The 24940-nt window shown below is 59.6% G+C and carries 23 protein-coding genes and 4 pseudogenes; 13 read left to right on the top strand and 14 right to left on the bottom strand.

Annotated elements, in window-relative coordinates; all coding sequences use genetic code 11:
* Positions 1-7 precede the first annotated feature (7 nt).
* Both QFZ91_RS27930 and QFZ91_RS27935 read left to right on the top strand, forming a co-directional pair.
* On the top strand, positions 8-1321 hold the full coding sequence (locus QFZ91_RS27930) for an MFS transporter (protein WP_429569076.1): 1314 nt from the start codon (positions 8-10) through the stop codon (positions 1319-1321).
* Positions 1318-2448 (top strand): amidohydrolase family protein, encoded by a 1131-nt coding sequence (locus tag QFZ91_RS27935; protein WP_429569077.1) that lies wholly within the window; start codon positions 1318-1320, stop codon positions 2446-2448. Before QFZ91_RS27930 ends, QFZ91_RS27935 begins: the two co-directional genes overlap by 4 nt.
* A 217-nt stretch (positions 2449-2665) precedes the next feature.
* On the opposite strand, the gene QFZ91_RS27940 is transcribed toward QFZ91_RS27935, so the two are convergent.
* Positions 2666-5068, bottom strand: a complete 2403-nt coding sequence (locus tag QFZ91_RS27940) for a filamentous hemagglutinin N-terminal domain-containing protein (protein WP_429569078.1) — start codon at positions 5066-5068, stop codon at positions 2666-2668.
* Positions 5069-5536: 468 nt separating this feature from the next.
* Here QFZ91_RS27940 and QFZ91_RS27945 point away from each other — a divergent pair, with 468 nt between their 5' ends.
* Positions 5537-6226, top strand: coding sequence for a potassium channel family protein (locus QFZ91_RS27945; RefSeq protein WP_429569079.1), 690 nt, complete (start codon positions 5537-5539; stop codon positions 6224-6226).
* A 157-nt stretch (positions 6227-6383) separates the two neighbouring features.
* On the opposite strand, the gene QFZ91_RS27950 is transcribed toward QFZ91_RS27945, so the two are convergent.
* The 7 genes and pseudogenes from QFZ91_RS27950 to QFZ91_RS27980 all read right to left on the bottom strand — a co-directional run bounded on the left by QFZ91_RS27950 (position 6384) and on the right by QFZ91_RS27980 (position 12314).
* A complete protein-coding gene (locus QFZ91_RS27950) occupies positions 6384-7490 on the bottom strand; it encodes an IS5 family transposase (RefSeq protein WP_429522659.1) in 1107 nt (368 codons plus the stop codon).
* Positions 7491-7842: 352 nt separating this feature from the next.
* Positions 7843-8514, bottom strand: a complete 672-nt coding sequence (locus tag QFZ91_RS27955) for a Lar family restriction alleviation protein (protein ID WP_429569080.1) — start codon at positions 8512-8514, stop codon at positions 7843-7845.
* Positions 8515-8646: 132 nt separating this feature from the next.
* On the bottom strand, positions 8647-9477 hold the full coding sequence (locus tag QFZ91_RS27960) for a phage Gp37/Gp68 family protein (protein ID WP_429569081.1): 831 nt from the start codon (positions 9475-9477) through the stop codon (positions 8647-8649).
* A 12-nt stretch (positions 9478-9489) separates the two neighbouring features.
* Entirely contained in the window at positions 9490-9945 is a 456-nt protein-coding gene (locus tag QFZ91_RS27965; RefSeq protein ID WP_429569082.1) for a hypothetical protein, read from the bottom strand.
* 99 nt (positions 9946-10044) lie between these two features.
* Complete coding sequence (locus tag QFZ91_RS27970) at positions 10045-10365, bottom strand: hypothetical protein (protein ID WP_429569083.1); 321 nt, start codon at positions 10363-10365, stop codon at positions 10045-10047.
* 46 nt (positions 10366-10411) lie between these two features.
* Positions 10412-10923: pseudogene (locus QFZ91_RS27975) on the bottom strand (phospholipase D family protein).
* A 140-nt stretch (positions 10924-11063) separates the two neighbouring features.
* The gene (locus QFZ91_RS27980; protein WP_429537820.1) at positions 11064-12314 is read right to left on the bottom strand and encodes a DUF1173 family protein; all 1251 of its coding nucleotides are present in this window, start codon (positions 12312-12314) and stop codon (positions 11064-11066) included.
* Positions 12315-12955: 641 nt separating this feature from the next.
* Here QFZ91_RS27980 and QFZ91_RS27985 point away from each other — a divergent pair.
* Together QFZ91_RS27985 and QFZ91_RS27990 are read left to right on the top strand one after the other, a co-directional pair.
* A complete protein-coding gene (locus QFZ91_RS27985; RefSeq protein WP_429569084.1) occupies positions 12956-13186 on the top strand; it encodes a hypothetical protein in 231 nt (76 codons plus the stop codon).
* Positions 13187-13316: 130 nt separating this feature from the next.
* Positions 13317-13451 (top strand): hypothetical protein, encoded by a 135-nt coding sequence (locus QFZ91_RS27990; RefSeq protein WP_429569085.1) that lies wholly within the window; start codon positions 13317-13319, stop codon positions 13449-13451.
* Positions 13452-13543: 92 nt separating this feature from the next.
* Here the strand turns inward: QFZ91_RS27990 and QFZ91_RS27995 are convergent.
* Positions 13544-13684: pseudogene (locus QFZ91_RS27995) on the bottom strand (transposase); the annotation flags it as partial.
* 203 nt (positions 13685-13887) lie between these two features.
* Positions 13888-14994, bottom strand: a complete 1107-nt coding sequence (locus QFZ91_RS28000) for an IS5 family transposase (RefSeq protein WP_429569086.1) — start codon at positions 14992-14994, stop codon at positions 13888-13890.
* A 172-nt stretch (positions 14995-15166) separates the two neighbouring features.
* Here QFZ91_RS28000 and QFZ91_RS28005 point away from each other — a divergent pair, with 172 nt between their 5' ends.
* Positions 15167-16237, top strand: coding sequence for an IS630 family transposase (locus QFZ91_RS28005; protein ID WP_429569087.1), 1071 nt, complete (start codon positions 15167-15169; stop codon positions 16235-16237).
* Between the two features lie 20 nt (positions 16238-16257).
* A complete protein-coding gene (locus QFZ91_RS28010) occupies positions 16258-16500 on the top strand; it encodes a DUF6429 family protein (protein WP_176370162.1) in 243 nt (80 codons plus the stop codon).
* 25 nt (positions 16501-16525) lie between these two features.
* Here QFZ91_RS28010 and QFZ91_RS28015 read toward each other — a convergent pair whose 3' ends face one another.
* The 3 genes from QFZ91_RS28015 to QFZ91_RS28025 all read right to left on the bottom strand — a co-directional run bounded on the left by QFZ91_RS28015 (position 16526) and on the right by QFZ91_RS28025 (position 19368).
* Positions 16526-17875 carry a clostripain-related cysteine peptidase gene (locus QFZ91_RS28015; RefSeq protein WP_429569088.1) on the bottom strand — a complete coding sequence of 450 codons (1350 nt, stop codon included), beginning with the start codon at positions 17873-17875 and terminating at the stop codon, positions 16526-16528.
* A 498-nt stretch (positions 17876-18373) separates the two neighbouring features.
* The gene (locus QFZ91_RS28020; protein WP_429569089.1) at positions 18374-18823 is read right to left on the bottom strand and encodes a transposase; all 450 of its coding nucleotides are present in this window, start codon (positions 18821-18823) and stop codon (positions 18374-18376) included.
* Positions 18820-19368 carry a transposase gene (locus QFZ91_RS28025; protein ID WP_429569090.1) on the bottom strand — a complete coding sequence of 183 codons (549 nt, stop codon included), beginning with the start codon at positions 19366-19368 and terminating at the stop codon, positions 18820-18822. The genes QFZ91_RS28020 and QFZ91_RS28025 overlap by 4 nt, the downstream gene beginning before the upstream one ends.
* A 524-nt stretch (positions 19369-19892) precedes the next feature.
* On the opposite strand from QFZ91_RS28025, the gene QFZ91_RS28030 reads away from it, so the two are divergent.
* The 5 genes and pseudogenes from QFZ91_RS28030 (at position 19893) to QFZ91_RS28050 (ending at position 22827) form a co-directional block, all read left to right on the top strand.
* Positions 19893-20879 (top strand): glycerophosphodiester phosphodiesterase family protein, encoded by a 987-nt coding sequence (locus tag QFZ91_RS28030; RefSeq protein ID WP_429569091.1) that lies wholly within the window; start codon positions 19893-19895, stop codon positions 20877-20879.
* A gap of 181 nt (positions 20880-21060) precedes the next feature.
* Positions 21061-21609 (top strand): transposase, encoded by a 549-nt coding sequence (locus QFZ91_RS28035; protein ID WP_429569090.1) that lies wholly within the window; start codon positions 21061-21063, stop codon positions 21607-21609.
* Positions 21606-21923: a transposase gene (locus tag QFZ91_RS28040; RefSeq protein WP_429569092.1), complete on the top strand. Its 318-nt coding sequence runs from the start codon at positions 21606-21608 to the stop codon at positions 21921-21923. Before QFZ91_RS28035 ends, QFZ91_RS28040 begins: the two co-directional genes overlap by 4 nt.
* Before the next feature lie 203 nt (positions 21924-22126).
* Positions 22127-22489: pseudogene (locus QFZ91_RS28045) on the top strand (transposase); the annotation flags it as partial.
* 203 nt (positions 22490-22692) lie between these two features.
* Entirely contained in the window at positions 22693-22827 is a 135-nt protein-coding gene (locus QFZ91_RS28050; protein ID WP_368719155.1) for a hypothetical protein, read from the top strand.
* A 39-nt stretch (positions 22828-22866) separates the two neighbouring features.
* Here the strand turns inward: QFZ91_RS28050 and QFZ91_RS28055 are convergent.
* Positions 22867-23792, bottom strand: a pseudogene (locus QFZ91_RS28055) (IS3 family transposase); the annotation flags it as partial.
* A gap of 9 nt (positions 23793-23801) precedes the next feature.
* Between QFZ91_RS28055 and QFZ91_RS28060 the strand changes: the two are divergent.
* Positions 23802-24524 carry an IS6 family transposase gene (locus QFZ91_RS28060; RefSeq protein ID WP_429569093.1) on the top strand — a complete coding sequence of 241 codons (723 nt, stop codon included), beginning with the start codon at positions 23802-23804 and terminating at the stop codon, positions 24522-24524.
* The last annotated feature ends 416 nt before the right edge of the window (positions 24525-24940 follow it).

A 24940-nucleotide genomic window follows, 5' to 3' on the forward strand; every position in this document is an offset into this window, starting at 1 on the left:
ACGAGACATGACATCCATTTCATCGGACATCACGACAGGCAGCGCGGTGGGTTCCACCCTCGAGCAGTCCGCAGTCAGAAAAGCCGCGTGGCGCTTCATTCCGCTACTCGCGCTTGCGTACTTTTTCAACTATCTGGATCGCACGAGCGTCGGTTTCGCGGCGCTGACGATGAATCACGACATTGGGTTGACCGCCACACAGTTCGGCTGGGGGGCGGGCATCATGTTCGCCGGGTACTGCGTGTTCGAGGTCCCCAGTAACCTGGCGCTATATCGCTTCGGCGCGCGGCGCTGGCTCGCCCGCATCATGATCACGTGGGGCTTCTTCGCAGCGGCGACGGCGCTGGCCGTGGGCCCCAAAAGCTTCTACGCAGTCCGGCTGCTGCTCGGCATCGGCGAGGCTGGCTTCTTTCCCGGAGTCATCTTTTTCCTCGCCGTCTGGTTCCCGGCCAGCTATCGCACTCGGGTGCTCGCGTGGTTCACCGTCTCCACGCCGCTGTCGTCGCTCGTCGGTGGTCCGCTCTCGGCGGCGCTGCTCCATATGGACGGTGTCCTGGGACTGGCGGGCTGGAGGTGGATGTTCATCGTTCAAGGATTGCCCGCATGCGTGCTCGGCTTTCTCGTACTGAAAATGTTGGCGGATAAGCCCGCCGATGCGCAGTGGTTGTCCCACGAAGAACGGCGAGCTCTGCAAGGCGCGTTTGATCGGGAAGGCTCGTCCAGTCAGAAGAAGAAAAATTTCGTGGCAGCGTTGAAGGACGCGCGCACCTACATTCTGGCGATGATTTCCTTCGGCTTTACGATGGGCTCTTACGGCATCGGCATCTGGCTGCCTCAGATGCTGCGGGCTCACGGGATGAGCGTAATGCAGACCGGCTGGATGTCGGCCGTGCCTTACTTCTTTGCCACCGTCGCGTTGCTCTGGTGGGCAAAGCGGGTCGATCGTCGCGGCGGCCCGATCGCAAATCTCGCCGCAGGCCTTTTGATTGGTGCGATTGCGCTGGGTGTCTCGACGTATTTCCATCAGCTGGTTCCGGCGATGACTGGCATCACGCTGGCGTTGATCGGCACGATTGCGGGCCGGACGATCTTTTATACGCTTCCTGCCCGGTTCCTTTCCGGACAGGCGGCTGCCGGTGGCCTGGCCTTTATCAACTCGATCGGTGCACTCGGCGGCTTTGCGGGACCGTACCTCGTGGGGTATCTGAAAGACAGTTTCGGCACGTTTTCGGCCGGCATGATTGGGCTTTCGATCGTGCTAGGCATCACGACCTTGCTGACTTTGTCACTTTATGCCTTCGGCCGCGGGGAACAGGAATGAGCAAATCCCCTCCGCCGCGGCGCCGACAGCTGATTGGCGCTGCCGCAGCATCATGGATTTTCCCCGCTGTCACTCTGCGTCAGGCAATTGCAAAAGAGGAAACGCATTCCGTGAGTACAACCGGCAATTATCTTTCCGTTCGGACTGGTTGGCTCGCTTCCGGCACCGAGGCGGCGCTTGAGCCGGACCTGTCGATCGTCGACGCGCATCATCACTTTTACGATCGTCCGGGCTGGACCTATCTTCTCGATGAGTATCTTCAGGACGCGCAAACGGGCCATAACATCACCGCGTCGGTGTTCATGCAGGGGCTGACACGATATCGCCCGTCTGGTCCTGAGTCGCTGCGCCCGGTCGGAGAAATCGAGTATGTTGCTGGCGTCACGGCGCCTTTGCAAAATAGCAAGCCGGAGGTTGCGAAGGGTATGGTCGGCTATGCAGATCTTCGCAGGGGAGCGTCGGTTCGCGATGTTCTCGAAGCAGAACTGCGTGCCGGCGATGGTCGGTTCCGTGGTGTTCGGCATCTGGTTACCTGGGATGCTGACCAGACGCTGGTGAATCCGATTTCTGCAGCGCCGCGAGGGCTACTGCTCGACCCTGACTACCGGGACGGGGTCGCAGAGCTCCGATCGCTGGGGCTGTCGTACGACGCATGGCTGTTCTTCCCGCAATTGCCGGAGTTGTTCGATCTGGCAAAGGTCCATCCTGATACGCCTTTCATCATCAACCATTGCGGCGGGGTAGTCCGCATCGCCAGTTACGCAAGCCACCGCGCTGAAGCGTTCGACGCCTGGTCGAGCTCAATGCGCGCACTCGCTCAGTTGCCGAATGTCTATGTGAAGGTGGGCGGACTCGGCATGCGTATCAATGGCTTCGAGTTTGAAAAGGGCGAGCGACCGCCGTCATCGGATGAATTGGCGCAAGCGTGGAAGCCATGGATGCATACGTGTATCGAAGCGTTCGGTGCGGACCGCTGCATGTTCGAGAGCAATTTCCCGGTGGACAAGGGCTCCTATCCATTCAGTAATGGTTGGAACGCCTTCAAGAAGCTGACTGCACAAGCTAGCGCTGACGAGCGCGAGGCCTTGTTCCGGGGGACGGTGAGCAAGGTCTATCGCCTCACATAAGTGCGTCGGAACGATCAGCGGGCCGGCTGTAAGCCTGTAATGACCGCTGTCGATCAGAAAGCTGCCTTTGGACAGGCTTGAACGTATGACAGAAACGGGTCGGCTGCCCGCTTTATCAATGACACCCGCTTGAGATACGGTTGCCAGTCCCCGAAGCGGAGTCGTGCGAAACTGCCACGGAAGCTTACTCACGACCCTGGTCACCCATACCCGGATATCAACGTCCGGCCAACCAGCGCAGCGCCGGCCCGTTAGAGGACATCACCCATGTACCGGTCGCGCTGAAATCCCAGGTCGGGCCGAAGCTCGCACGGTCGAGTAGCTGGGCATTAGTGAGTCCGCTCGCATCTGCCACCGGTGTTCCCGAGCCCACCCCCGCAGTCGCGCCGGAAGACTCGCTGTTCCAGAACACGTCCGGGGCGATGCTTCCGCTATTGATGCCAGCGATACCGCCAGTCGTCGCACCCGGATCAGGCTTGAGCGTCGATTGGGAATAGGACTCGCGGATGACGCCCGCATTGCGGCCCACGATGCCGCCGACCACCGCACCACCGTTCACGCCACCCCCTACGATCTCCTCGGACATGGATTGGTTGATCCGGCCATTGTTCACACCGACGAGTCCACCGAGCGTGGCTTGCGCACCGCCCGTCACACTACCCAACGCAATCGACTGGTCAATGCAACCGTCGTTCGTACCGGCAAGGCCACCCACGGTTCCAGCCCCGCTCACGCTCACGCCGGCGAATGACTGTTCCACTCGGCCCCGATTTTCGCCGACGATCCCACCGGCCACGCTGCTTGTGTCACCCGTGGATTGCACGCTACCGAAGGCGCCAATCCGCACGATGAGCCCATAGTTGGTGCCCGCCAGCAAGCCGACCGGTCCTGCGGAGGAGGTCGCTGAGCTTTGTGAAAGATCAAGATTGCGCACGACGCCTGTCTTGCCGATCACGCCGAAAAGTCCGGTATCGGCGCTGCCGGAGATGTTCAGTCCCGAGATGCCGCCATGGCCCATACCGTCGAACTGGCCGGTGAACGGTGTGGCAGCGGTGCCGATGCCGCCGAAATTCACCGGATTCAGGAAATCGATTGCCCGGTTGCCCATCGCATAGTTGCCGGCGAGGTTGTTGTTTACCGCACTGAGGTCTGCCAGGTAGTTAATGAGCTGATAGGCAGTGATCTGGGTCACCAGGCCACTAAACGGCGCGGCACGCCAGGACGGATTGCTGCGCAATGTACCGGGCGTGTAGCTGCCGTTCATGTCGTAGAGCGCCGTGACGATGCCCGTGCTTCGCGACCAGTTGATCGTGCCCAGGTTGGTCACGCTGCCGCCGTTGTCGAATCCCGACGAGTCGGCATTGAGAATCAGCGAGCCTGCGCCGTGGTTGGCGACGGTCGCGTTCGGCGCAATGGTCAGCGAGTGCGCCGCGTCGAGCGTCAGCGAGGTGGCGCCGTGCCAGCGCACACTAGCCTCAATCGCGATGTCTCCCTTGCCGGTCGCCCCACGTTGACCGTCAGCGCCGTTCGCGTCCACGTTGATCGAGGCACCGTGGCTCAGGCTTGCGCTTAGCGTGCGAGCGATAGGGGCGTCCGCGATGAAGTCCCCAGTTGTAATGTTCCAGGTTTTCGCCTGAACGTCCGCGCCGCCGACCTCGACCTCCTTGCCGGACATATCGACCGCGCCGCCGCTGCCGTCCGCATTGCGTGCGCTGATCTGCGCCCTGCGCGCATCCACGTTGCCAGTGTTGATCACCGACGTCGCGGTCTCGGTGTTGGCGACGAGCCACACGTGGCCGGCGCGTGTCGCCGTGCCGGTGGCACGCAGCGCGCCCGAATGACCGGCGAGCGCGAAAATGTTGCCGTCGGCCGCCTGCAGATTGATGATCGCCGCCTGCACCGAGCCCGTGTTCATTATCGTGCCGCCGCTTCCCACATCCACGAAAACTTGCTGATACGTGCCGTCCAACAGACGGACCTGATGCCCCACGGCAAGTTCGGCATTGCCGTTTGGCGCATCGATCGTCCCTGCGTTCTTGACCTTGTTCGCCGATATGAGGAACACGTCCCCGCCCGACGAGATGAGCTTGCCGAGATTGATCACATTGGCCGTGGAACTGCCCGCGTACACCGACCCACCGATCGCGGGCGGATTCAAGAATGTGTCGTTGGGGATGTCGAGCGTCGAAGCGACGAAGCGGCCGCCCGTCGAGACCACGCCGTTTCGCCCGATTAAAACCCCATGCGGGTTGACAAGGTACACACTGCCGGTGCCGCTCAACGTGCCGAGGATGGTGGAGAAGTCGTTACCCGTTACGCGGTTGAGTGTCGCGCCAGTGCCGTTGTTAATTGAAACCGTGGCGCGCCGTCCGATCGAGAAACTGTCCCATTCGATAATGCCCCGCGAGCCTGTTTGCGTGATGTTCAGGTTCGTGCCGTTCTGGGCAATGCTTCCTGATCCGCCTACGAAGCGGCCGCCTTGCGGCAGCGGCCCTGCGGCGAAGGCGTGTTGTCCAGAGAGCAGTACTGTCAGTGCAGCGACAAACAGCGAGAGCTTTCGCGACGACCGACAGGTTCCAGATGCGCGTTGCAGACGCGCCAAACCAGCAGCAGGGCTCATACGTCCTCCGTGTAACGGAGTACGATCGGCACGCGCCAGAAAGGGCGCGAACTGCGCGACCTATGTATGAAGATTAGCGCGAGACGTTTTCCAGATGCGCCTAAATCTACGCGTTTTGCGCCCTTCGTCACAATGTGTGTTGCTTCAGGATTACCACCCGAGGGATAGGCCGACTTCGCGGCCTCGCGCACGCGGATGAAGGTGCGGCGCGCATTAAGAGGTCGAAGACTGGCGGTTAATCGAATGGCCGTTCGGGCTGGGAAAGCTGCCCTCGCTTTCGCGTCAGGCCGAAGGACGGCTATGGGTCGCCTTATGCCTTTTGCATCGGAGACCGCGCCCCGACGCTCGCCACACTCGGTCATCAGGCGCAGTGCAGCCATGACCGGTCGGCGCGGGCGCTTTATACTCCCGTCACATGCGGCCTGGCCTGCCTCGCTGCGACATACGCGAACTAGGGAAGAGACCACCATGGCCATCAGTACCACGCGCGAAGCGCTGTCTCGCATTTTCTACCAGCGCTGCTTCTGGCTGTTTGTCGTGCTGGTCACGCTCATCGGCGCAGTATCGTTTGTCCCCCCGAGCGACAGCGGCCGCCTTCTCCTGAACGTCGTAAATATGTTCCTCGTAATAGCAACCGTGGCAGCAGTCGGCCGTACGACCCTGCCGTTCGTGATCGTGCTGTTACTTGCCATTCCGGCCGTGTGGTTCCAGTACCTCGGCCTATGGCACGACGACGAGACAAGCCTCGCTATATCCTGGATGTTCAGCGCCTCACTCTACTTCATCACTGTTGTGTATCTTCTCCGCTACGTTTTCCAGCCGAAGATCATGACGGCGGATAAGCTGTTTGGCGCCGCGGCGGCGTATCTGTTGATCGGTGACCTCTGGGCGTATATCTACGCGACCATCGGATTCTTTTATCCGCAGTCGTACATGATCGTCGGGCAGCCGGGTCGGCTCGTTTATGCCGACGCGCTTTACTTCAGCATAACCGTCCTCACGAGCACAGGCTTCGGCGACATCACGCCACTCACGTGCCCGGCACGCGGCATGTGCATGGTGGAGCAGATCACCGGCAGCTTGTTCGTCGCGATCCTGATCGCGCGCCTCGCCGGCGTTTACCCTCCGCGAGAGAGCTATACCGACGACAAGTCCTAGCAGGCTGTTGAAAAGCGCCCCGTCATGACGACCGAAGCTACGTTCAGGAGACTTGCGCGTGCAATTTCCCGCTGAATTACCGGTTTGCCGCGCGATCCGCGCGGGGCATGCGCACGCATGCAGCCCCGCTGGCGCGCAGTCTTCACGCCGTGACGGCTCATCGCGCCGCTCCTTGCGGCACCACCCCTGGCATTCGGGCCATGCGGGTCAGATTGCTCGCAACCATCGTCAGCTTGAAGTGCTGGTCGACGCGCTTGATACCGCGATAGACCGTCTGCCGGATCCGACCGACCGTTTTACCCCAGCCGAAATGCTCTTCGATTCGTTTGCGGATGATCTGGCTAATCCGGTAGCCTGTATGCCGCGAAGTGCGACCATCGATTGCGCTGCCGCCCCAACGCTCATCGTTGCGCGCGACATGCGGTGTCACGTTGCGAGCGCGGCAATCGTTCACGAAGTCGCGGGTGTCATACGCCTTGTCGGCACCAACTGTCTTCGCATGAGCGCCTGGCACGCAATCGAGCAATTGCAATGCGCTGGCCCGCTCGGCGAAACCATCTGCGTGACTCACCACGGCGCCGACCACCAGCCCCGAGCGATTCTCCATCAGGATGTGCCCGTGGTAGCACAGGATGGCCGGGCTCTTGTGGCTCTTCTTGAACAATCGCGCCTCCGGATCAGTAGTCGACTCGTGCGTGGCATTGCTACGTCGCTCGCCTTTCCAGTCAGTGTCGGCGTTGCGGCCACCGCCGGCTGGCGGACCATCGTCCGGGCCGTCCTTGCGGCGGAAGCTCTTGTGACTGGCCCACGCCTGAATCAGCGTGCCGTCCACCGAGAAATGCTCTCTCGACAGCAAGCCCCGCTTGTCCGCCAGGCTCATGACTTCGGTGAAGAACGCTTCCACGACTTCATGCTCCAGAAGCCGGTCGCGGTTCTTCGAGAACACCGAGTGGTCCCACACCGCGTCCTCAATCGCCAGCCCGACAAACCAGCGGAACAGCAGGTTGTAGCGCATCTGCTCCATCAGCATGCGCTCGCTGCGCACCGAGTAGAACACCTGCAACAGCAGCGCCCGCATCAGCTTCTCAGGCGCAATCGAGGCACGGCCGGTGTCCGCGTAGATGACGCTGAACAGCCCGTTGAGCCGTTTCAACGCGTCATTCACCAGCAACCGGATCGGTCGCAACGGGTGATCTGCCGGGACGAAGTCCTCGAGCTTGACCGTCGTGAACAGGGGTTCCTGCATCTCATCCATTCCGCGCATCGCATCCGCTGCCAAAGATCATGAACACGATATCCATAACGCCCGTCCCTCAAACCCCGTTTACACGGGACCCAAATTCAACAGCCTGCTAGGTAACCAAGAAGCATTGCCGTGTCGGTGTGACTGCTGGCGGTCTGTGTGGGCTCGAGGGCAAACAAGACCGATTGAAGGGCAGTTGTACTACGCAAGCGGCCATCGCAAGCGCTTGGTGACGACCGACCGTTGAGGGGTCGGGTGCCGCCTTTCGCCAGCTACATGGTTGAGCAGCCTTTGCAGGATCTGACGATGTCGGTCCGATGACGTCGCGACTTATACAAATTAGTTCGTCTCGCACGCCGCGGCCAACCTGCCATCACCAGCGATCCCTGTCCGGCATTCCGTCGATCGCCAGTGCAATCCTGTCTTCGAACATCAGGTCGGAGTGCTCGCGCGGGGTAGGTATCGTCGGAAACTGGATGTAGCGATTGCCGTCGACGTCCAACCACTTTACGAGTTGGACCAGCTTGCGGTATCGCGCGGCGTCGCGAAGCACCGGCTCGATTGGCCAGCTGTCGATCGTCGAAACCGAAGCGTCGACCAGCCTTTGGGCGAGCACGGCGAACAGCGGTCCTCGCGTCTCCCAGTCCTCGTCATTGCGGGCCAGCATGTCAATAACCATTTGGGTGTCGCAGGCGCCAAGCTCTTTCTCGACGAGATCGCACAGGTCACCCTCGGTGATTTTGGGTCTGCTCAAACGCCTGTTCCATATCACCGCTGCATCTTTCAAAGCGTCGGCTTCATTGTTGGCGTATGGGAACCACGGCGTCGACATCCCGCAGTCGGCGCAATAGATGCAGGCAAGCCTCTCGGTTTGAGGGGCGAAGGGCGGGCGGGGCACAGTATCCCCGATCTTGGGCGGTCCCGCGTGGCGTCCAAACTGGCCATAGTCAAAGCCAGACTGACCGATTTCGGCGGCGACGCGTTGAGACAGGCCGACCGTTCCGCGTCCGCCGCAGTGATCGCATGGATAGAGCTGTTCGTACATTGTCCGGGTCTTCGCCGTGCATTTATTGGGAGATATTGGCAGGCATTATCGTTGGACATTGGACGCGCGAAAAGCCGATTTACAACCGGAAAAGCGCCGCTTTTTGTATGAAGAATAGTTTTAGGAAAATCGTCATGAACGCGGCCATCCAGTTCGCGACCGGCGGCTTTCTTTGCCGACGCCGTCCATCGTCTGTGTGGAGGGGTTTGAGCCGGGCGCCCATTCGCCCCATTGCTTGAAGAAGAACGGAACCTCCGCGGCAGCGCACTGATCTCGCAGCGAGCGCGCCCAATCGGGATGCATTGGCCGGGCGCCGTGTCCGCTTTCGCCACCGGCAATCAACCAGTCCAGCGCCTCGAGGGCGTTGGTGTGGTCGCGCCAGTCACTGCCCGCAAACATGCCTTCGAAGCTCACCGGGCCCAGCAGCGGCTCCATGGAAAGGAAGCGCACCCGCGCTGGCACCGCAAGCAGCTTCGGGATGTCGCGATCGGCCTCGGCCTGATTGACGGCCGTCGCGCCGAGCCAGACGTTGTCGCGACCCGCGAGCCAATCGCGCGATCGCGCGTGAGCGACCATGTCGGACACATTGCCGATGCGCTTCGTGAGCAACAGCCAGTTCAGGTTCGGCGTGCGCTCGATCAGCTCAAACAGATCGCGGCGCCATAGCGGATCGACCTCGTTGTCGAACACGTCGGCGAGCGATGCGCAGAACACGCGCTGGCGGCGACCGTGCTTCGCGAAGAACTCATCATGCTGCGCATTCCACTGCAGCGGCTTGCGCCAGTTCGCGGCGGAGGTGCGGCGACGGGGCGCGCCCGGGCCCCAGTTGATCGGCGTGCCGCCGGCGAAGCGCGCGTTGCGCGTTTCCGCATAACAGTGATCGCAACCCGGGCCGACCTTCTGGCAGCCTTCCCACGGATTGAAGGTGTGGTCGGTCCATTCGATCTTGCTGTTCTGGGTCATCCCGACTCCCGCTCAGACAGTTTCGACATCGTGAGACTGTACCGCCAGCGTGCCGCACTGGCGGGCGCGCTTTTCGATCGCGTCCAGCCACGGAAGGAACGCCGCGTCGGCGAGATCGGACGGCGCGCAGGTCGGGACGATCAGATGTTCGATGTGATCGCCCGCCGGGTTGATCGCGTCGAGCGTCTTCGCGTCTGGCACGACCCAGAAACACCAGCGCTGCACGAAGTACCACCAGGTTTTCGCGCGCTCGAGTTCGGCCCATGTCGCGCTGAAATCGAGGACCGACCCGACTGCACTGAAGAACACGCAGCGCACGCCACGGGGCGTGGCCGCGGCGACGACTATCTGGCGGCCCGAAGAAAGTGATTCAGGATCGTGGCCGCCGCAGCCCAAAGCCGGGTAGCGACCCAGCCAGTCGAGCGAGCGCGAGATTGCGCGTTCAAGAAAAAAGGTTTTGCCCAGCATCGCGGACTCCTGTAGTTGGATAGCCCGATGAGAACCGGGCGCATTTTGATCTTGCCTGTCCGGACCGGAAGTCAAGTTTCGCCGTTGCTCCGCCATCCGCTACCGCGTGCACAGTCGTTGACCGTCGACCCACGCCTTGCGCCGTGCCGCCCTGACGCTGTCTGCCTCGTTGGGAAAATTGCGCTGTACCCATTCACTGCTCAGAACGCGCTCTTCGTCTGTCCAGTCGTTCTCACCCTCTCGCGTCTCCTCGAATGACGCGAGCGCGTTGTCGACCCGCTGCAGGATCGCGTTCAGGCGCTCCTGCAACACTGAAAGCCACTGGCGCACAGAATCGGGGCGACCGGTGAGCACGAACGGCGACGCCGCATAGCGCGTCAGATTGAGGATGTCCTGAACTACCTGGGATATCTGTTGCACGGGTACTCCTGTTCAGTGGGTCGGAGCGCCTGGAAGTCCAGCGCTTTCAATAGGAGGAACGGAATTCGACGCCCTGGTCCCAGCGGCTTTGCCAATGCTCGAGGTAGCCCCGGGCGACGCCCGGGCAGTCCCAGAGCACGAGCGCGTTTTCGCTATTGCGAGACGCCGCAGCCTGGCTGTAGTTAAAAGAGCCGGTCTCGACCGTTGAACCATCAACGACCAAGACCGTGTCATGGTGGATCGGGTAGACGCCAACGGTGCGCACCGGAATGCGTGCGTTCACGAGCAGGTTCAGGGCCGCGTGCGCCTTACCGGAACGGTCCTCGTTGACATTGCTCTTCTCGTCGACGACGACGGCGACTTCGACGCCACGGCGCTTCGCCTGGAGCAGGTGACGCACGACATCGGGCGAGGTGAACGAATACGCCGAAACCCGGATCGAGCGCTGGGCGCTGTCGATCGCGCGGTCGACCAGTGCGGCGCGCTGCCTTCGGGCGAGAAGCCGACTTCGGGCTGGCACGCGCCACTGCCTGCTGAAGCGTGGGCCGCGGTTGCCATTACTGCGGCCACTGCCGCGCTCATGATTGCCTTCGTGAACTGCATGGTCGGATTCCTGTGTGTGTTGTTGGATATTCACGCGCCGGGGCCGGTTTGCCGCGGCGGCCATTTATTTCCAGGTTACCGGGCCTCCGGTGAAGTCAAGTCGCGCGCGCGTCGCGAAGGGGCGGAAGCTGCACCTGCGTGAGCGGCTCCCGATCGACATCCCATTCGACGGCCGGTATGCCACGCGCGAGCCGAAGCGCCCGCTTTTCCTCCTTGCGTGCCTCGTAGGCTGGAACACCGTTCATTCCATAGACCTCGATGTGCGTCCGCACGCCGGCGTCCCGTAAGACGAAGTCGGGCAACATGTCGTCCTCTGCTGACATACGAACGGGCGTTACGAAGTCTCGCCGCTCAGTGACAAGCCGGTTGGCCATCGCGACTTCGTGAATCGAATCGCAGGGCAGGTACGCGTGAGAGCAGAGCATTGCAGCCAGATCAATAACTTTCAGGTGGCCCTTTGAAGTGCGCTCAACGAGAAGGAGGGCAACGACGCGCGCGCTGCGCTCGCCGAGGGCGCGCCACGCATGTGCATAAGTTCGCGCGGCGTGCTCGATCAGGCTGGTGCTGGCGTAGTACCTGCGCGCGCTCTGACGCAGACTTACCGCGTGACCATATTGGGTCGGAGCCACCTCGCTTGCCTCCCCAATGATGAGCCCGCGCCGCGTCGTTCCTTTTTCTGTCGTGAGCCGCGCGATAAAAGCATCGAATTCTGCATTGATCGCGACGCGATCGGCTTCATCGAAGCGACGCATGATGTGCAGGACGTTCTGGGCATCGGCACCGTTGATCAGGGCCGTCCCTGCCTTAGCCAGCAGCTGCCCATTGCATTGCCCCCAGTGGCGCGATGATGCTGTGCCTGTCCATTGATTGAGATCTGCTTCGGCCCACAAGGTCTGGAGGAAGGCGAGCAGGCTGGCCGAGCGCCGGCTCTGGCGGGATCGGGTTTCCGTCGCCGAGCCGCGAGAGCCGATGGTGGTTTCTCGCGTGGTTAGCGCGGCGTCCAATTTTACGTTCAGGCCTGTGGGTGTCGACAGGATGGCTGCTTTGGAGTCGCCGCCGCGGACGGAAGGTGCAACGTTCGGATCTTTGAAGAACGAGCAGGCGCGATCGTGACGATGTCCATCGTCTGGCCAGCCGGCCAGATGGAGCAGCGACCCGTAGCGGCGGATCACAAGCTGGAGCGAAGCAGCACCCCCGCATTCGCATGTGGCGTACCCGGGCGTTACCTTTGCGCGTTCAAGCCGCCTCATGTACCGCGCGGGATTTTCCTGAACGTCGCTTAAGGGGAATGTGCCGCCGTCGAAGCTTACGTTGAACATGTTGCACGCACCATTGAATTTCGCCATAGAGGCGTTCGAAGGACCTCGGCGGCATCGGGCATCAAAACTGGCTCATTGAATCCGCGCGGACAAGGCGCGTAAGCCATTTTGGGCCGCGCGGCGAGTACGGTGACATGCGAAAGCTGCACGCTTACGGGAGCTTTAATGGTGCGCTTTGATGCGGCGAAAGCTATACGGTTTTCGGGAGGTTTCCCGGTTAAGTGGCTGAGCCGGCTCACGCTTCCTGCTGGTGCCGCTCTTTGATGCAAACCTGATAATCGCCTTGCGGCGAGCGGCCGGCAAGAAACAATCCACAGGGTTATCCAGAAAATCTGTGGATAAGCATGCGCCGACGTGTGAGCGCGGAAAAGCCTGAAAGCCATACAGAATTCGCGCCCATTTCGGGAATGCCGCCGGAACGCGAGCGGTAGCATCTAGGCATCCATCGCGTCACTGACGCATCGACTAAACGCCCGCAGCACGTGGGCGCTTTTCATTCCCCCGACGGGTTCACACCCGTTGCGGGCGTGTTCCCGTCACGGCATCTAGGACTAATTCATTAACCCCGTGGGGCACGCCCCTCGGGGCATGCCTCGTCTATTTTTCGGACCTTGGGCATGGCACAACGTAAGCACGATCTGAGCGCGGATTCGTGCTAGAAAGAGCTGGTGAAACTGATCCAGTCGTTTTCCTACGGACATCATCTGCATACGGTGTTTTCCGACTTCGTCGAGTTGAGTGCGCTGGCGATCAGCAACAGTGTGGACCGTGCGCAGTTCGATGCCCGCGAGAAGCGCTACCTCGATATCGTCGGGAAGTACAAAAAGGAGGAAGTTGCGAAATTCCCGCAAATGCTTGGCCTTCTCGTTGAGTCGCGTTCGAGCTGCGTGTGGCGATGATCGGCAAGCCAACGTCAGGCGCTCAATTGATTGGCGGTGGCCTGACGGACGTCCTCGGCGAGACCTACATGATGCAGCTGGGGCTCGGAAACGACAGGGCAGGGCAGTTCTCGTCTCCCGGATGATGTCGATGATGCTGATGGGCGATTGCGGTGCCGAAGTTCAACGGCAGGGTTTCATCCGGCTTCAGGAGCCCGCATGTGGCGCTGGCGGCATGGTGATCGCTGCGGCGGAATCTTTGCATGCTGCCGGCCACAACTATTAGCAGGTGATGCACGCGACCTGTATCGACATTGATCCGTGTTGCGTCCACATGGCCTATGTGCAACTCTCGCTGCTGCACATTGCCGCGAGGTCAATCCAGCGCAAAGCGTTGAACATCTCGCGCAATTCGTAGCGACGCTGAGGCGCGTCCTTGTTCATCAATGTCAGGTACGGCGCGGCGAAGTACCACTCTTCATCCGATACATCCGTTGGGTAGGGGCTGCGTTTTTTCATCCCGCCAGGGTACCAGGTCTGGCCGAAAGTTCATAACACCTTCTAGCAGGCTGTTGAAAAGCGCCCCGTCATGACGACCGAAGCTACGTTCAGGAGACTTGCGCGTGCAATTTCCCGCTGAATTACCGGTTTGCCGCGCGATCCGCGCGGGGCATGCGCACGCATGCAGCCCTGCTGGCGCGCAGTCTTCACGCCGTGACGGCTCATCGCGCCGCTCCTTGCGGCACCACCCCTGGCATTCGGGCCATGCGGGTCAGATTGCTCGCAACCATCGTCAGCTTGAAGTGCTGGTTGACGCGCCTGATACCGCGATAGACCGTCTGCCGGATCCGACCGACTGTTTTACCCCAGCCGAAATGCTCTTCGATTCGTTTGCGGATGATCTGGCTAATCCGGTAGCCTGCGTGCCGCGAAGTGCGACCGTCGATTGCGCTGCCGCCCCAACGCTCATCGTTGCGCGCGACATGCGGTGTCACGTTGCGAGCGCGGCAATCGTTCACGAAGTCGCGGGTGTCATACGCCTTGTCGGCACCAACTGTCTTCGCATGATCGCCTGGCACGCGATCGAGCAATTGCAATGCGCTGGCCCGCTCGGCGAAACCATCTGCGTGACTGACCACGGCGCCGACCACCAGCCCCGAGCGATTCTCCATCAGGATGTGCCCCTGGTAGCACAGGATGGCCGGGCTCTTGTGGCTCTTCTTGAACAATCGCGCCTCCGGATCAGTAGTCGACTCGTGCGTGGCATTGCTACGTCGCTCGCCTTTCCAGTCAGTGTCGGCGTTGCGGCCACCGCCGGCTGGCGGACCATCGTCCGGGCCGTCCTTGCGGTGGAAGCTCTTGTGACTGGCCCACGCCTGAATCAGCGTGCCGTCCACCGAGAAATGCTCTCTCGACAGCAAGCCCCGCTTGTCCGCCAGGCTCATGACTTCGGTGAAGAACGCTTCCACGACTTCATGCTCCAGAAGCCGGTCGCGGTTCTTCGAGAACACCGAGTGGTCCCACACCGCGTCCTCGATCGCCAGCCCGACAAACCAGCGGAACAGCAGGTTGTAGCGCATCTGCTCCATCAGCATGCGCTCGCTGCGCACCGAGTAGAACACCTGCAACAGCAGCGCCCGCATCAGCTTCTCAGGCGCAATCGAGGCACGGCCGGTGTCCGCGTAGATGACGCTGAACAGCCCGTTGAGCCGTTTCAACGCGTCATTCACCAGCAACCGGATCGGTCGCAACGGGTGATCTGCCGGGACGAAGTCCTCGAGCTTGACCGTCGTGAACAGGGGTTCCTGCATCTCATCCATTCCGCGCATCGCATCCGCTGCCAAAGATCATGAACACGATATCCATAACGCCCGTCCCTCAAACCCCGTTTACACGAGACCCAAATTCAACAGCCCGCTAGTGTGGTGAGTTAGAAATTCGTTGAACAATTTGCTGCCTGTAGTACCGTGTGGTCAATGCGACGGACACGAAGAGGCGGCAATGAGCGGAAGACCCAAAGCAGAGCTCGTGTTGAGCGAAGCGGAACGCGAGCAGTTCACGGCCCTGACGATGCGCCGCAAGACGGCGCAGGCGTTGGCATTGCGAGCGCGGATCGTGCTGGCCTGCGCCGAGGGCACCGACAACAGGACGGTCGCGGCGAAACTGCGGCTCACCCAGCAAACTGTTTCGAAGTGGCGTGGGCGCTACGTGATGCATCGGCTGGATGGCCTGCTTGACGCGCCGCGTCCGGGCGCACCCAGATCGATCGACGACGCACGTGTCGATGCCGTTATCGCGAAGACGCTGGAGTCCGTACCCAAAGGAGCGACGCACTGGAGTACACGGACGATGGCTCGGGAGATGAGCCTTTCGCAAACTGCAGTGTCGCGAATCTGGCGAGCCTTCGGCCTGCATCCGCATCGGCAGGAAACCTTCAAACTCTCGAGCGATCCGCTGTTCGTTGACAAGGTTCGTGACATCGTCGGTCTGTACCTCGATCCGCCACTGAAGGCGATGGTGCTGTGTGTCGACGAGAAGAGCCAGATCCAGGCATTGGACCGAACGCAGCCCATACTGCCCTTGGCGCCCGGCATTCCCGAGCGTCGCACTCACGACTACATGCGCCACGGCACCACCACATTGTTTGCCGCGCTGGACATTGCCACTGGCGAAGTCATCGGCGAATTGCATCGTCGCCATCGCAGCAGTGAATTCGTGCAGTTCCTGCGCACGGTAGATGCCAGCGTGCCCGCTGAGATGGAAGTTCATCTGGCGATGGATAACTACGGCACGCATAAGACACCTTCGATCAAAAACTGGTTCGCGCGACACCCTCGCTTCCATATTCACTTCACGCCAACGTCAGCGTCGTGGCTCAATCAGGTGGAACGTTGGTTTGCAACGCTGACCGAAAAATACATTCGACGTGGCACGCATCGCTCGACACGGCAACTTGAAGAGGCGATCCGGCATTACCTCGATGTCTATAACTCGAATCCCCGGCCGTTCGTCTGGAGCAAGTCAGCTGACGAAATTCTCGCCAGCCTCGAAAGATTCTGCACACGGATCTAAACGTTATCGGGATGAACACCATGAACATCGACACTGCCGCGATTGACGACACCGTCCTCGCGCTTCTCTATTTGACACTGCACGACCACAACCGCGCCTGGAAGAGCTTCGATTGGGATGCGCCCAACCGACTCTACGAACGCGGCCTGATCGGCGATCCGGTCAATAAAGCGAAATCCGTGATCCTCACCGACGACGGTTTGCGCGAATCCGAACGCCTCTTCAAGCAGCACTTCGTCATCGCTGGCAGCAAAACTGATTAATGAAATGAATTTCTAACTCACCACACTAGAGCTTCAGCGGAATGCCGAACACGTCGTGAAGAAACTTCGGCCAACCTGTCTCTTTGACGAACGCCCCGGGCTTGAACACATTCGTCCTGTCATAACCGCTTGCATCGACCAGCAACTTGTAGTCCGTACCGCTCTTGGGAAAGAGGATCGATAGACCATTGTCACCGCAAGCCGTCGCGCTAGCCGAGCAGCCTGCGTGAAAATTGACGAGAACAGCCGCCCGGAGAGCGGTCCGCGCGCTGCTTGCGGAGGAGGCCGTCACTGGATTGGTCAATTTGGTCGCGACAAGGTTGTCCAGCCAAGCGGAGAGGTCGACTGCGCCGACGGTCGCGTCGCCGTAGTAGCGCAGAGGTGCGCGCGATTCGCGCGCAGCCGCAGCACTGTCGAACGACGGCTCTGACAATGAGGACACAGCGCCGCGATCGAACGACGATGCCAGTGGCACGAATGCGACGGGCGCGTTGGCCTCGATCGACGCGGCAGTTCGATTTAGCCCCTCGACAATCTGGACGACTTTACCAAGATCGATTGCGGAAAGTGTCACGTGACCCGACGGGTTAGCGGTATAGTAAGTTGCGTAATGTGCGACAATCGATTTGGACAAATCGCTCCCGCTCATTGCCGGATTTTTGACGAGTTCGCCGAGGAACCCGTAGTCCCATCCCGCGCCCGGCTCCAGTTCCTCGCTTCCAACCAAATAACTCGCTCGCGAGCGCAACTCGTATGCATTTTCTAGATTCGCCATTAGACAAGCATCAAAGCCAGCGACGTCGATCTTTTCTTCTCCAAATACCTGCTGGATCGCATTTGACACGTCGACGTTATAAAGTGCGTGTTGAGTTTCTTCATCGAACGACACGGATCGCATCGGAGGCGACGACTTTCGGTTCGCGCGCCACCCCGCTCCGTGATTCCAAACAACCACCATATAGTGCTTCGCAGGATGGTACTTCTTTCCCCATGCGAGGAATTCACGAAATGCATCAAAGTCGCCCATGTCCGCATTCCGCACTAGCTGTGCTGGGTCCTGTACTGCGTTCGCCGCATCCGGAGTCATGCCTTTCTCGACAAAAAAGCGCTTCACGCCGCCCCAGCTACCGGGTTCATCGGGATCGCCGATTCGTCCGAACTCGACGGCAATGGCCACCTCGTCTGTACTTCCCGCGTTCGCGATCTGCCTCCAGTTTTGCAGAGCAAACGGTTCGAGATCATTCTTCCCGTTCATGAAAATCAACACGCTCCACTTTGGCAACGGCGCGGGGGCAGCCACGGCTGCAGCGGCTGAGGTCACCGTCATCGACAGTAGCAACACAAACGAGGCGATTGATACTAAAAATTTTTTCATTAGAATGCGCGGGGAATCCCGGCCTTCATGCCGGGGGGATAGCTCTCCGTGGGCAGCACGGCCTTCGCCCGCCTCTCCTTTCGATAACGCTATCATTGGGTAGCCCTAACGATCGCTACGTTGAACGAGTTGGGCGTGGCGATGTGCAATGCCTTGCACCACGCTGCCTGCTGCCGCACCCACTAACTTCTCTCTTGATCAGCATTTTTTGTGCCAAGTCTGCATGAGGCGGCAAATCCCACGTCAGTTCGGTATTCCAGCGAGTCTTCCGAAGCGGCAGCTTCAATGTTCTCAACGTCGCATTTGCGACAAATGTAACAGATCACCGCATGGCTGGACGCCTACACGGTCGCGAAGTCGCGCGACTATGGTCTGGCTGTCTCGGATTCACAGTGGTAGGCTGACGATATCCTTGTCGGCGAGGTACAGAGCACCCGCTCGCGACCCTACAGCGTGGCTTTGTCCGGATGGGTACGAGTTCCCGTGCCATGGACGCGACTATGCATTTTTGACGCAAACCGGTTTGCCGAAGGCGTTCCACCGGTTCAGCAGGTTGGCGATGATTATGCCTTCGCCTTCCTGCGACGCAAGCTCCTGCGTCAGCAGGCGCTCGCCGATGCAGCGCTTGATGCGCGAGATCTGTGCCTCGACCAGCGAGCGCACACCGTAGCCGTATTTCTTGTGAAATGCATAGATACCTTTGTCCTCGATGTATCTGACGATCTGGTCATGCCGGCGGGTTCGCTCCTCGCCGCGTACGACAGCGTGAGCTGGCGGTGGGATGACGGGCGTCACGCCCGCGCCTGAAAGCGCTTCGGTACGCTCGATGCTGTAGTACGCGCTATCGGCAATCACCCGATCCATCGGCGCATCAGCGGGCAGCACGGCGTCCATTCCTTCGCGGTCCGATACTTCTGTAGTGGTGATGCGGATCGCGTGTACGTTCATGTCAGCGTCGATCGACAGATGCATCTTGCGCCACGGCGTGCGCGCGGCCTTCTGCCGTACTTTTCCTCGTACCACTGGCTCGTCCGCCCAAAGCTCAATCCCGTGCTGTCGACGATGAGACTGACCGTCTCGCCGCGCCCGAGACGCCGGGCCAGCTGTTCGCAACGCTGCGTGACGCTCACCTCCAGTGAAGCGAACCGTTCGGCCAGCTGACTGGCGCTGGGCACCAGGATGTCCAGCCCGCGAGTCTCCCAGTAGTCCTCCATATAGCCGGTGATCTGCCGCATCCCCCAGCCGAACAGCCGGTAGAAGGTAAAGATCAGCTCGATGTACGCCGTGGTGTAGGTCGGCTCACGCCCCGACACGCCCGGCGTACGGATCTTTGCGTTGATAAGCTGCGCCTTCAGATCGCCGCCCGGCACATACAGGCTGATCATGCTGCGCTTTCTCAGGCTCTGGTTATCCACCCGCGCGTTCGTCACCCGGTATCCCGGCTTCTTGCGCTTGCGCGGTTCACCCGTCTTTAGTCTGGCTTTATATGGCATTATTCAATGCTGGCTTCATGATGTTGCGCTTTTACACAACCCGCAGCATCTTTGCAATTCCCCCATCCGGACAAAGCCGACAGTTCCCGGCCAAGACTCAACCGCGACATTACTCTTCCCCAACTGATTCGCGCTGCTTTCGAGATAGCTGAGCGGGGCGTCAATGCCTGGACTTTGGTAAACCTTAACAAAATGAGGTCTCCTATCTTCGCATTTTCGCCTGACAGCACAGGGAATCCCTCCTTGTCCAGCAGATGATGCAACAGACGAGGTTCACGAAGGCTTCATGGATGAATGCCAGACTTTCGATACGGATGGCGCAGTCGCCCTTTTTATTCAAGGCTCGTCTCAAAAGTTGAAGCATCCACAAAATCCGGGTCGCTTCAAATAGCCAATTGGAGTGATCTATGTACGCGGTGCCCTCGTTGTCACGTCTTCGAACACACTTTTCCGGGTTTGTCGTTCTCGCCGCCTTCATTCTTACGTCTCAACCGTCAGCGGCCTGTCCGTCAGTTGAAGCAAGAATGGCCGCCTTGTTTGATCCACAAAAAGGACATTTTAACGTCACAGTGCTCGCGCATCGCGGACTCTGGGGCGAGTCCGCGCCGAATCCGCGCACGCCCGAGAATTCGCTCGCGTCGCTGCAGGCGGCAGATGATGCATGCTGCGACGCGGTGGAACTCGACGTGAAGCTAACGAGCGAAGGCGTACCGGTCATCATGCACGATTTCAACCTGGGGCGCACGACGGACGTGTATAACTTCGTCGGCGATAAGACACAATATGATCCAATTCTAAACACAGGCTCGAATCCTGCCGTGAACACAGTGCCTTGGGAAACCGTCAAGGGACTGAATCTCTTAACGCCGTCGCGTGACAGCGCCACAGACTATACCGTGCCCAGTGTCACTGACGTGTTCGACTATTGGAAAGAACATCATTTGACGATTCCGATCATCTTCGATGCCAAAACGAAAGATGCGGTGCATGCCATCGACGTCCGCGCACGAGAACAATTCGGGGATCGAGCGCGCGACATTGTCGCCGTAAAGGTCAACGCAACTCTCTATCCGACCTACGCTTCATTCAGTAGTGATGCAACCGCTATTCGAGCCATACCCGTTTACACAACCAATATGTTGGGGAAAATTGATGTACCGGCTTCGATCGATGATTGGCGGGAACGCCGCGGCAGCACTGCATTCGAGGTCAACGTAAAACAGTTCCTTGGATTGCTTCAAGGCCAACTCGACACGGTCAAAAATGCCAACTATGCAGTTGGCGTCTTTAACGCTATCCCTGATGGGCCAGGTGACGGCCAGTTCTATTACAACGACGGACATTGTTGCTACCGGTTATCAGATCTCTATTTCTCTTATTCCGGCGGCAAGGACACGGCCGACAATCGAGGCGACTTTGACTATTTGCGCGGGCAAAGCTTTACGTTCATAACCACCGACAAACCGACAGGGCTACGCGACTACCTCCGTGCGAGGGGGCTTCACGACTAGTCCATTGAACCAATGAAATTGCACCGGTCTAAAGGTGCATGGGCAAAATCAAAGAGCTATTGTCGAATCTGGTGTACAGGGGAAGCGGCAGGATGTTGAGAAGGGCTTTGTCCGGATGGGGGAATTGCAAAGATGCTGCGGGTTGTGTAAAAGCGCAACATCATGAAGCCAGCATTGAATAATGCCATATAAAGCCAGACTAAAGACGGGTGAACCGCGCAAGCGCAAGAAGCCGGGATACCGGGTGACGAACGCGCGGGTGGATAACCAGAGCCTGAGAAAGCGCAGCATGATCAGCCTGTATGTGCCGGGCGGCGATCTGAAGGCGCAGCTTATCAACGCAAAGATCCGTACGCCGGGCGTGTCGGGGCGTGAGCCGACCTACACCACGGCGTACATCGAGCTGATCTTTACCTTCTACCGGCTGTTCGGCTGGGGGATGCGGCAGATCACCGGCTATATGGAGGACTACTGGGAGACTCGCGGGCTGGACATCCTGGTGCCCAGCGCCAGTCAGCTGGCCGAACGGTTCGCTTCACTGGAGGTGAGCGTCACGCAGCGTTGCGAACAGCTGGCCCGGCGTCTCGGGCGCGGCGAGACGGTCAGTCTCATCGTCGACAGCACGGGATTGAGCTTTGGGCGGACGAGCCAGTGGTACGAGGAAAAGTACGGCAGAAGGCCGCGCGCACGCCGTGGCGCAAGATGCATCTGTCGATCGACGCTGACATGAACGTACACGCGATCCGCATCACCACTACAGAAGTATCGGACCGCGAAGGAATGGACGCCGTGCTGCCCGCTGATGCGCCGATGGATCGGGTGATTGCCGATAGCGCGTACTACAGCATCGAGCGTACCGAAGCGCTTTCAGGCGCGGGCGTGACGCCCGTCATCCCACCGCCAGCTCACGCTGTCGTACGCGGCGAGGAGCGAACCCGCCGGCATGACCAGATCGTCAGATACATCGAGGACAAAGGCATCTATGCTCGCTGGTCGAGGCACAGATCTCGCGCATCAAGCGCTGCATCGGCGAGCGCCTGCTGACGCAGGAGCTTGCGTCGCAGGAAGGCGAAGGCGTAATCATCGCCAACCTGCTGAACCGGTGGAACGCCTTCGGCAAACCGGTTTGCGTCAAAAATGCATAGTCGCGTCCATGGCAAGGGAACTCGTACCCATCCGGACAAAGCCGCTGTTAACCCGCAACACAACCTGTTAACCTCGATCGTCGTGACAACAGGATCGAGGAGATGGGCAAACCAATCATCGACGACGAACTGTGGACACTGATCGAGCCACTGCTACCACTAGCGAAGCCACGCCGCTTCAAGTATCCGGGCCGCAAGCCGGTTCCGGATCGGGCCGCGCTGACGGGCATCTTGTTTGTGCTAAAGACTGGTATCCGATGGCGAGATTTGCCAGCAGAGATGGGATGCGGCTCCGGCGTCAGTTGCTGGCGAAGGCTACGCGATTGGCAACAAGCCGGCGTATGGGATCGATTGCACGCAATGCTTTTGGCGAGGTTGCGAGCGGTGAACAAGATCGACTTCTCGCGCGTGGTCGTGGATTCGTCTTCGATTCGTGCGATTGGGGCGGGCGAAAAATACAATCCGCCCCATGTTTCAAAAAATTTTGACTTAACAAAAAGCTGCCTATACGACAAGAAGAACAAGTATGCCCTGACAGGCGTCGCAAATAGAGAGAGACAGGGGCTCGAGGGTACACCTCGCGTTCGATCACCAGACCGTTCGTGCTCAAGGGATGCAAAGACTTTGAAAACGTTTCACAATCGGAAGGCTTGACACCGCGGCAGTGTATGGAGTCGATCGATGCCTTGCTGAAAACGAACGAGAAGCTTCCCGAAGTGGCGCAATTCGCTGCTGGCCGAGCCATCTTGACCTTCAGGCAGATCTATGCTGCGAATGACCATTGGGGGCATGCCGAGAATTGACGTTGCCCGCAAATTTCGGATCCCTTAACTGAGCGGAGATTATGCCACCCGTGTGTTCTGGGCGGCGTACCAGTCCTGCTCGAATTGCATCGGGCTGACGTAGCCCAACGTCGAGTGCAAGCGCGAATGATTGTAGAAGCTCAGCCAGTCGATTACCTCATCCATCGCTTCGCGATGCGTTGCAAAGCGCTGGCCAAGGATGCGTGCTCGCTTGAGCGATCCCCACAAGCTCTCGGTCGGCGCGTGTCCCAACAATTTCCTCGACGGCTCATCGAGCTGCGCATGCCGTAGCCCTTAAGCAGGTCCTGGAAGTCATGACTGCAATACTGGCTACCCCTGTCGCTATGGACGATCAGGCCCGCTTCCGGCCGGCGGCGAAACCACGCCATACGCAGAGCGTCAGACACCAGCTCCGTGCGCATGTGTGGCTGCATCGACCAGCCCACCACCTGACGGCTGAACAGGTCGAGGATGACCGTCAGGTACAGCCAGCCCTCGTCAGTCCAGAGGTAGGTGATGTCCGTACTCCAGGCCTGATCGGGGCGAGCAGGCGAGAAGTCGCGTTGCAGCAGGTTCGGCGCGACCGGCAGGTTGTGGTTGCTGTCGGTGGTGGCCTTGAAGCGGCGTTTGGTCTTCGCCTTGATGCCGTGCAGCTTCATGAGCCGCTGGACACGATCCTTGCTGACACGAATGCCCTGGGCAAGCTGCTTCCTCCAACCCCGCGGCCAGCCGTACTCGCCTTTGGATTCAGCGTGCACGGCCTTGATGTGAACCAGCAGCGCGTCGTTGCTGATGCGTCGGCGCGGACGCTCCGTATCGACGTCCCGGGCCTTGCGGGAGTGGTAACCACTGGGGCTGACACCCAGCACCTGGCAGGTCAGGGAAACCGGCCATTGTCGGCTGTGAAGTTCAATCCAGGCGTACTTCAATCCGACACCTTTGCGAAGTACGCCAGCGCATTTTTGAGCTGTGCGATGAAGAAGACGAAGACACCGCGAACCACACTCGCGCCGGGCTTGGCCAAGGTCCTGAAGCGCCTTCACTACCCGCTTGAAGTGATTTTGCTGTGCGTGCGATGGTACGTGGCCTATTCGCTGAGTTTGCGCAATCTTGCGGAAATGATGGACGAGCGTGGTGTCGCGGTGGATCATTCGACGGTGTACCGCTGGGTCATCAAACTGTTGCCGCTCTTCGAAAGGAGCTTCCACAAGCACAAGCGTCCGGTTGGGAAAAGCTGGCGAATGGACGAGAGCTATATCAAGATCAAAGGTGAGTGGAAATATCTTTACCGGGCAGTGGACAAGGCGGGCGACACGGTCGACTTCCTGCTCAGGGCCAGGCGGGACAAGGTCGCTGCCCGGCGGTTCTTTGAAAAGGCGATCGCCCATAATGGTACGCCAGAGACCGTGACCATCGACAAAAGCGGCTCCAATCTGGCCGCACTGGATGCGGTGAATGCCGATCGCGGGACGCCGATCAAGGTCCGTCAGATCAAGTATCTGAACAACATTGTCGAACAGGACCATCGGGCTATCAAACGCCGGACCCGGCCGATGCTGGGATTCAAGAACTTCCACCGTGCGAGGGTTATTCTCGGCGGCATCGAGGTAATGCACATGATCAGGAAAGGACAGATGAAATGTGCGGGCAAAGACCCGTCGCCTGCTTCCCAGCAGTTTTACTCCCTTGTGTCATAAGCAATACTTATCATATCGACATTTCTCGTCCCGACACCCTTACTGCAACAGAACCGATTGAATTGCCTCCTGAAGGGGCGCGCCCTGCAACGTCATCTCGAACAAACATTCATATGAGAGAGACGGAAGGACAATAATTTTCGTCCCATTTCGGGCACAATTTATTTGCGAAATGTCAATCTAACGAAGGCTCCTCATCTTGACGTCCACACCGACACGATCGTCGTCGTGGCCGTTTTGCCCTTAACGGGCGTACAATGCGCTGGCCCTGCTACGTCCTCAGTCAGCGAAAATGCAACGTCGTTGAGCAAGTTTTGGCTGAAACAAGGCGATGCAAACTACCGATGCTTTGAGACTGATCAAACTGGCACGATAGCGCATTCGCTATATTCAATTGCATTCGCAAGGACTCGTTC

This window comes from Paraburkholderia sp. JPY419 (genome assembly GCF_050435705.1).
In the GTDB taxonomy this organism is placed as follows: Bacteria; Pseudomonadota; Gammaproteobacteria; order Burkholderiales; family Burkholderiaceae; genus Paraburkholderia; species Paraburkholderia youngii.

Coding starts and splice junctions, on each gene's coding strand:
- QFZ91_RS27930 (WP_429569076.1), top strand. CDS start 8: ATGACATCCATTTCATCGGACATCACGACAGGCAGCGCGGTGGGTTCC.
- QFZ91_RS27935 (WP_429569077.1), top strand. CDS start 1,318: ATGAGCAAATCCCCTCCGCCGCGGCGCCGACAGCTGATTGGCGCTGCC.
- QFZ91_RS27940 (WP_429569078.1), bottom strand. CDS start 5,068: ATGAGCCCTGCTGCTGGTTTGGCGCGTCTGCAACGCGCATCTGGAACC.
- QFZ91_RS27945 (WP_429569079.1), top strand. CDS start 5,537: ATGGCCATCAGTACCACGCGCGAAGCGCTGTCTCGCATTTTCTACCAG.
- QFZ91_RS27950 (WP_429522659.1), bottom strand. CDS start 7,490: ATGCGCGGAATGGATGAGATGCAGGAACCCCTGTTCACGACGGTCAAG.
- QFZ91_RS27955 (WP_429569080.1), bottom strand. CDS start 8,514: ATGTACGAACAGCTCTATCCATGCGATCACTGCGGCGGACGCGGAACG.
- QFZ91_RS27960 (WP_429569081.1), bottom strand. CDS start 9,477: ATGACCCAGAACAGCAAGATCGAATGGACCGACCACACCTTCAATCCG.
- QFZ91_RS27965 (WP_429569082.1), bottom strand. CDS start 9,945: ATGCTGGGCAAAACCTTTTTTCTTGAACGCGCAATCTCGCGCTCGCTC.
- QFZ91_RS27980 (WP_429537820.1), bottom strand. CDS start 12,314: ATGGCGAAATTCAATGGTGCGTGCAACATGTTCAACGTAAGCTTCGAC.
- QFZ91_RS27990 (WP_429569085.1), top strand. CDS start 13,317: ATGATGCTGATGGGCGATTGCGGTGCCGAAGTTCAACGGCAGGGTTTC.
- QFZ91_RS28000 (WP_429569086.1), bottom strand. CDS start 14,994: ATGCGCGGAATGGATGAGATGCAGGAACCCCTGTTCACGACGGTCAAG.
- QFZ91_RS28005 (WP_429569087.1), top strand. CDS start 15,167: ATGAGCGGAAGACCCAAAGCAGAGCTCGTGTTGAGCGAAGCGGAACGC.
- QFZ91_RS28010 (WP_176370162.1), top strand. CDS start 16,258: ATGAACATCGACACTGCCGCGATTGACGACACCGTCCTCGCGCTTCTC.
- QFZ91_RS28015 (WP_429569088.1), bottom strand. CDS start 17,875: ATGAAAAAATTTTTAGTATCAATCGCCTCGTTTGTGTTGCTACTGTCG.
- QFZ91_RS28020 (WP_429569089.1), bottom strand. CDS start 18,823: ATGAACGTACACGCGATCCGCATCACCACTACAGAAGTATCGGACCGC.
- QFZ91_RS28025 (WP_429569090.1), bottom strand. CDS start 19,368: ATGCCATATAAAGCCAGACTAAAGACGGGTGAACCGCGCAAGCGCAAG.
- QFZ91_RS28030 (WP_429569091.1), top strand. CDS start 19,893: ATGGCCGCCTTGTTTGATCCACAAAAAGGACATTTTAACGTCACAGTG.
- QFZ91_RS28035 (WP_429569090.1), top strand. CDS start 21,061: ATGCCATATAAAGCCAGACTAAAGACGGGTGAACCGCGCAAGCGCAAG.
- QFZ91_RS28040 (WP_429569092.1), top strand. CDS start 21,606: ATGAACGTACACGCGATCCGCATCACCACTACAGAAGTATCGGACCGC.
- QFZ91_RS28050 (WP_368719155.1), top strand. CDS start 22,693: ATGGAGTCGATCGATGCCTTGCTGAAAACGAACGAGAAGCTTCCCGAA.
- QFZ91_RS28060 (WP_429569093.1), top strand. CDS start 23,802: ATGAAGAAGACGAAGACACCGCGAACCACACTCGCGCCGGGCTTGGCC.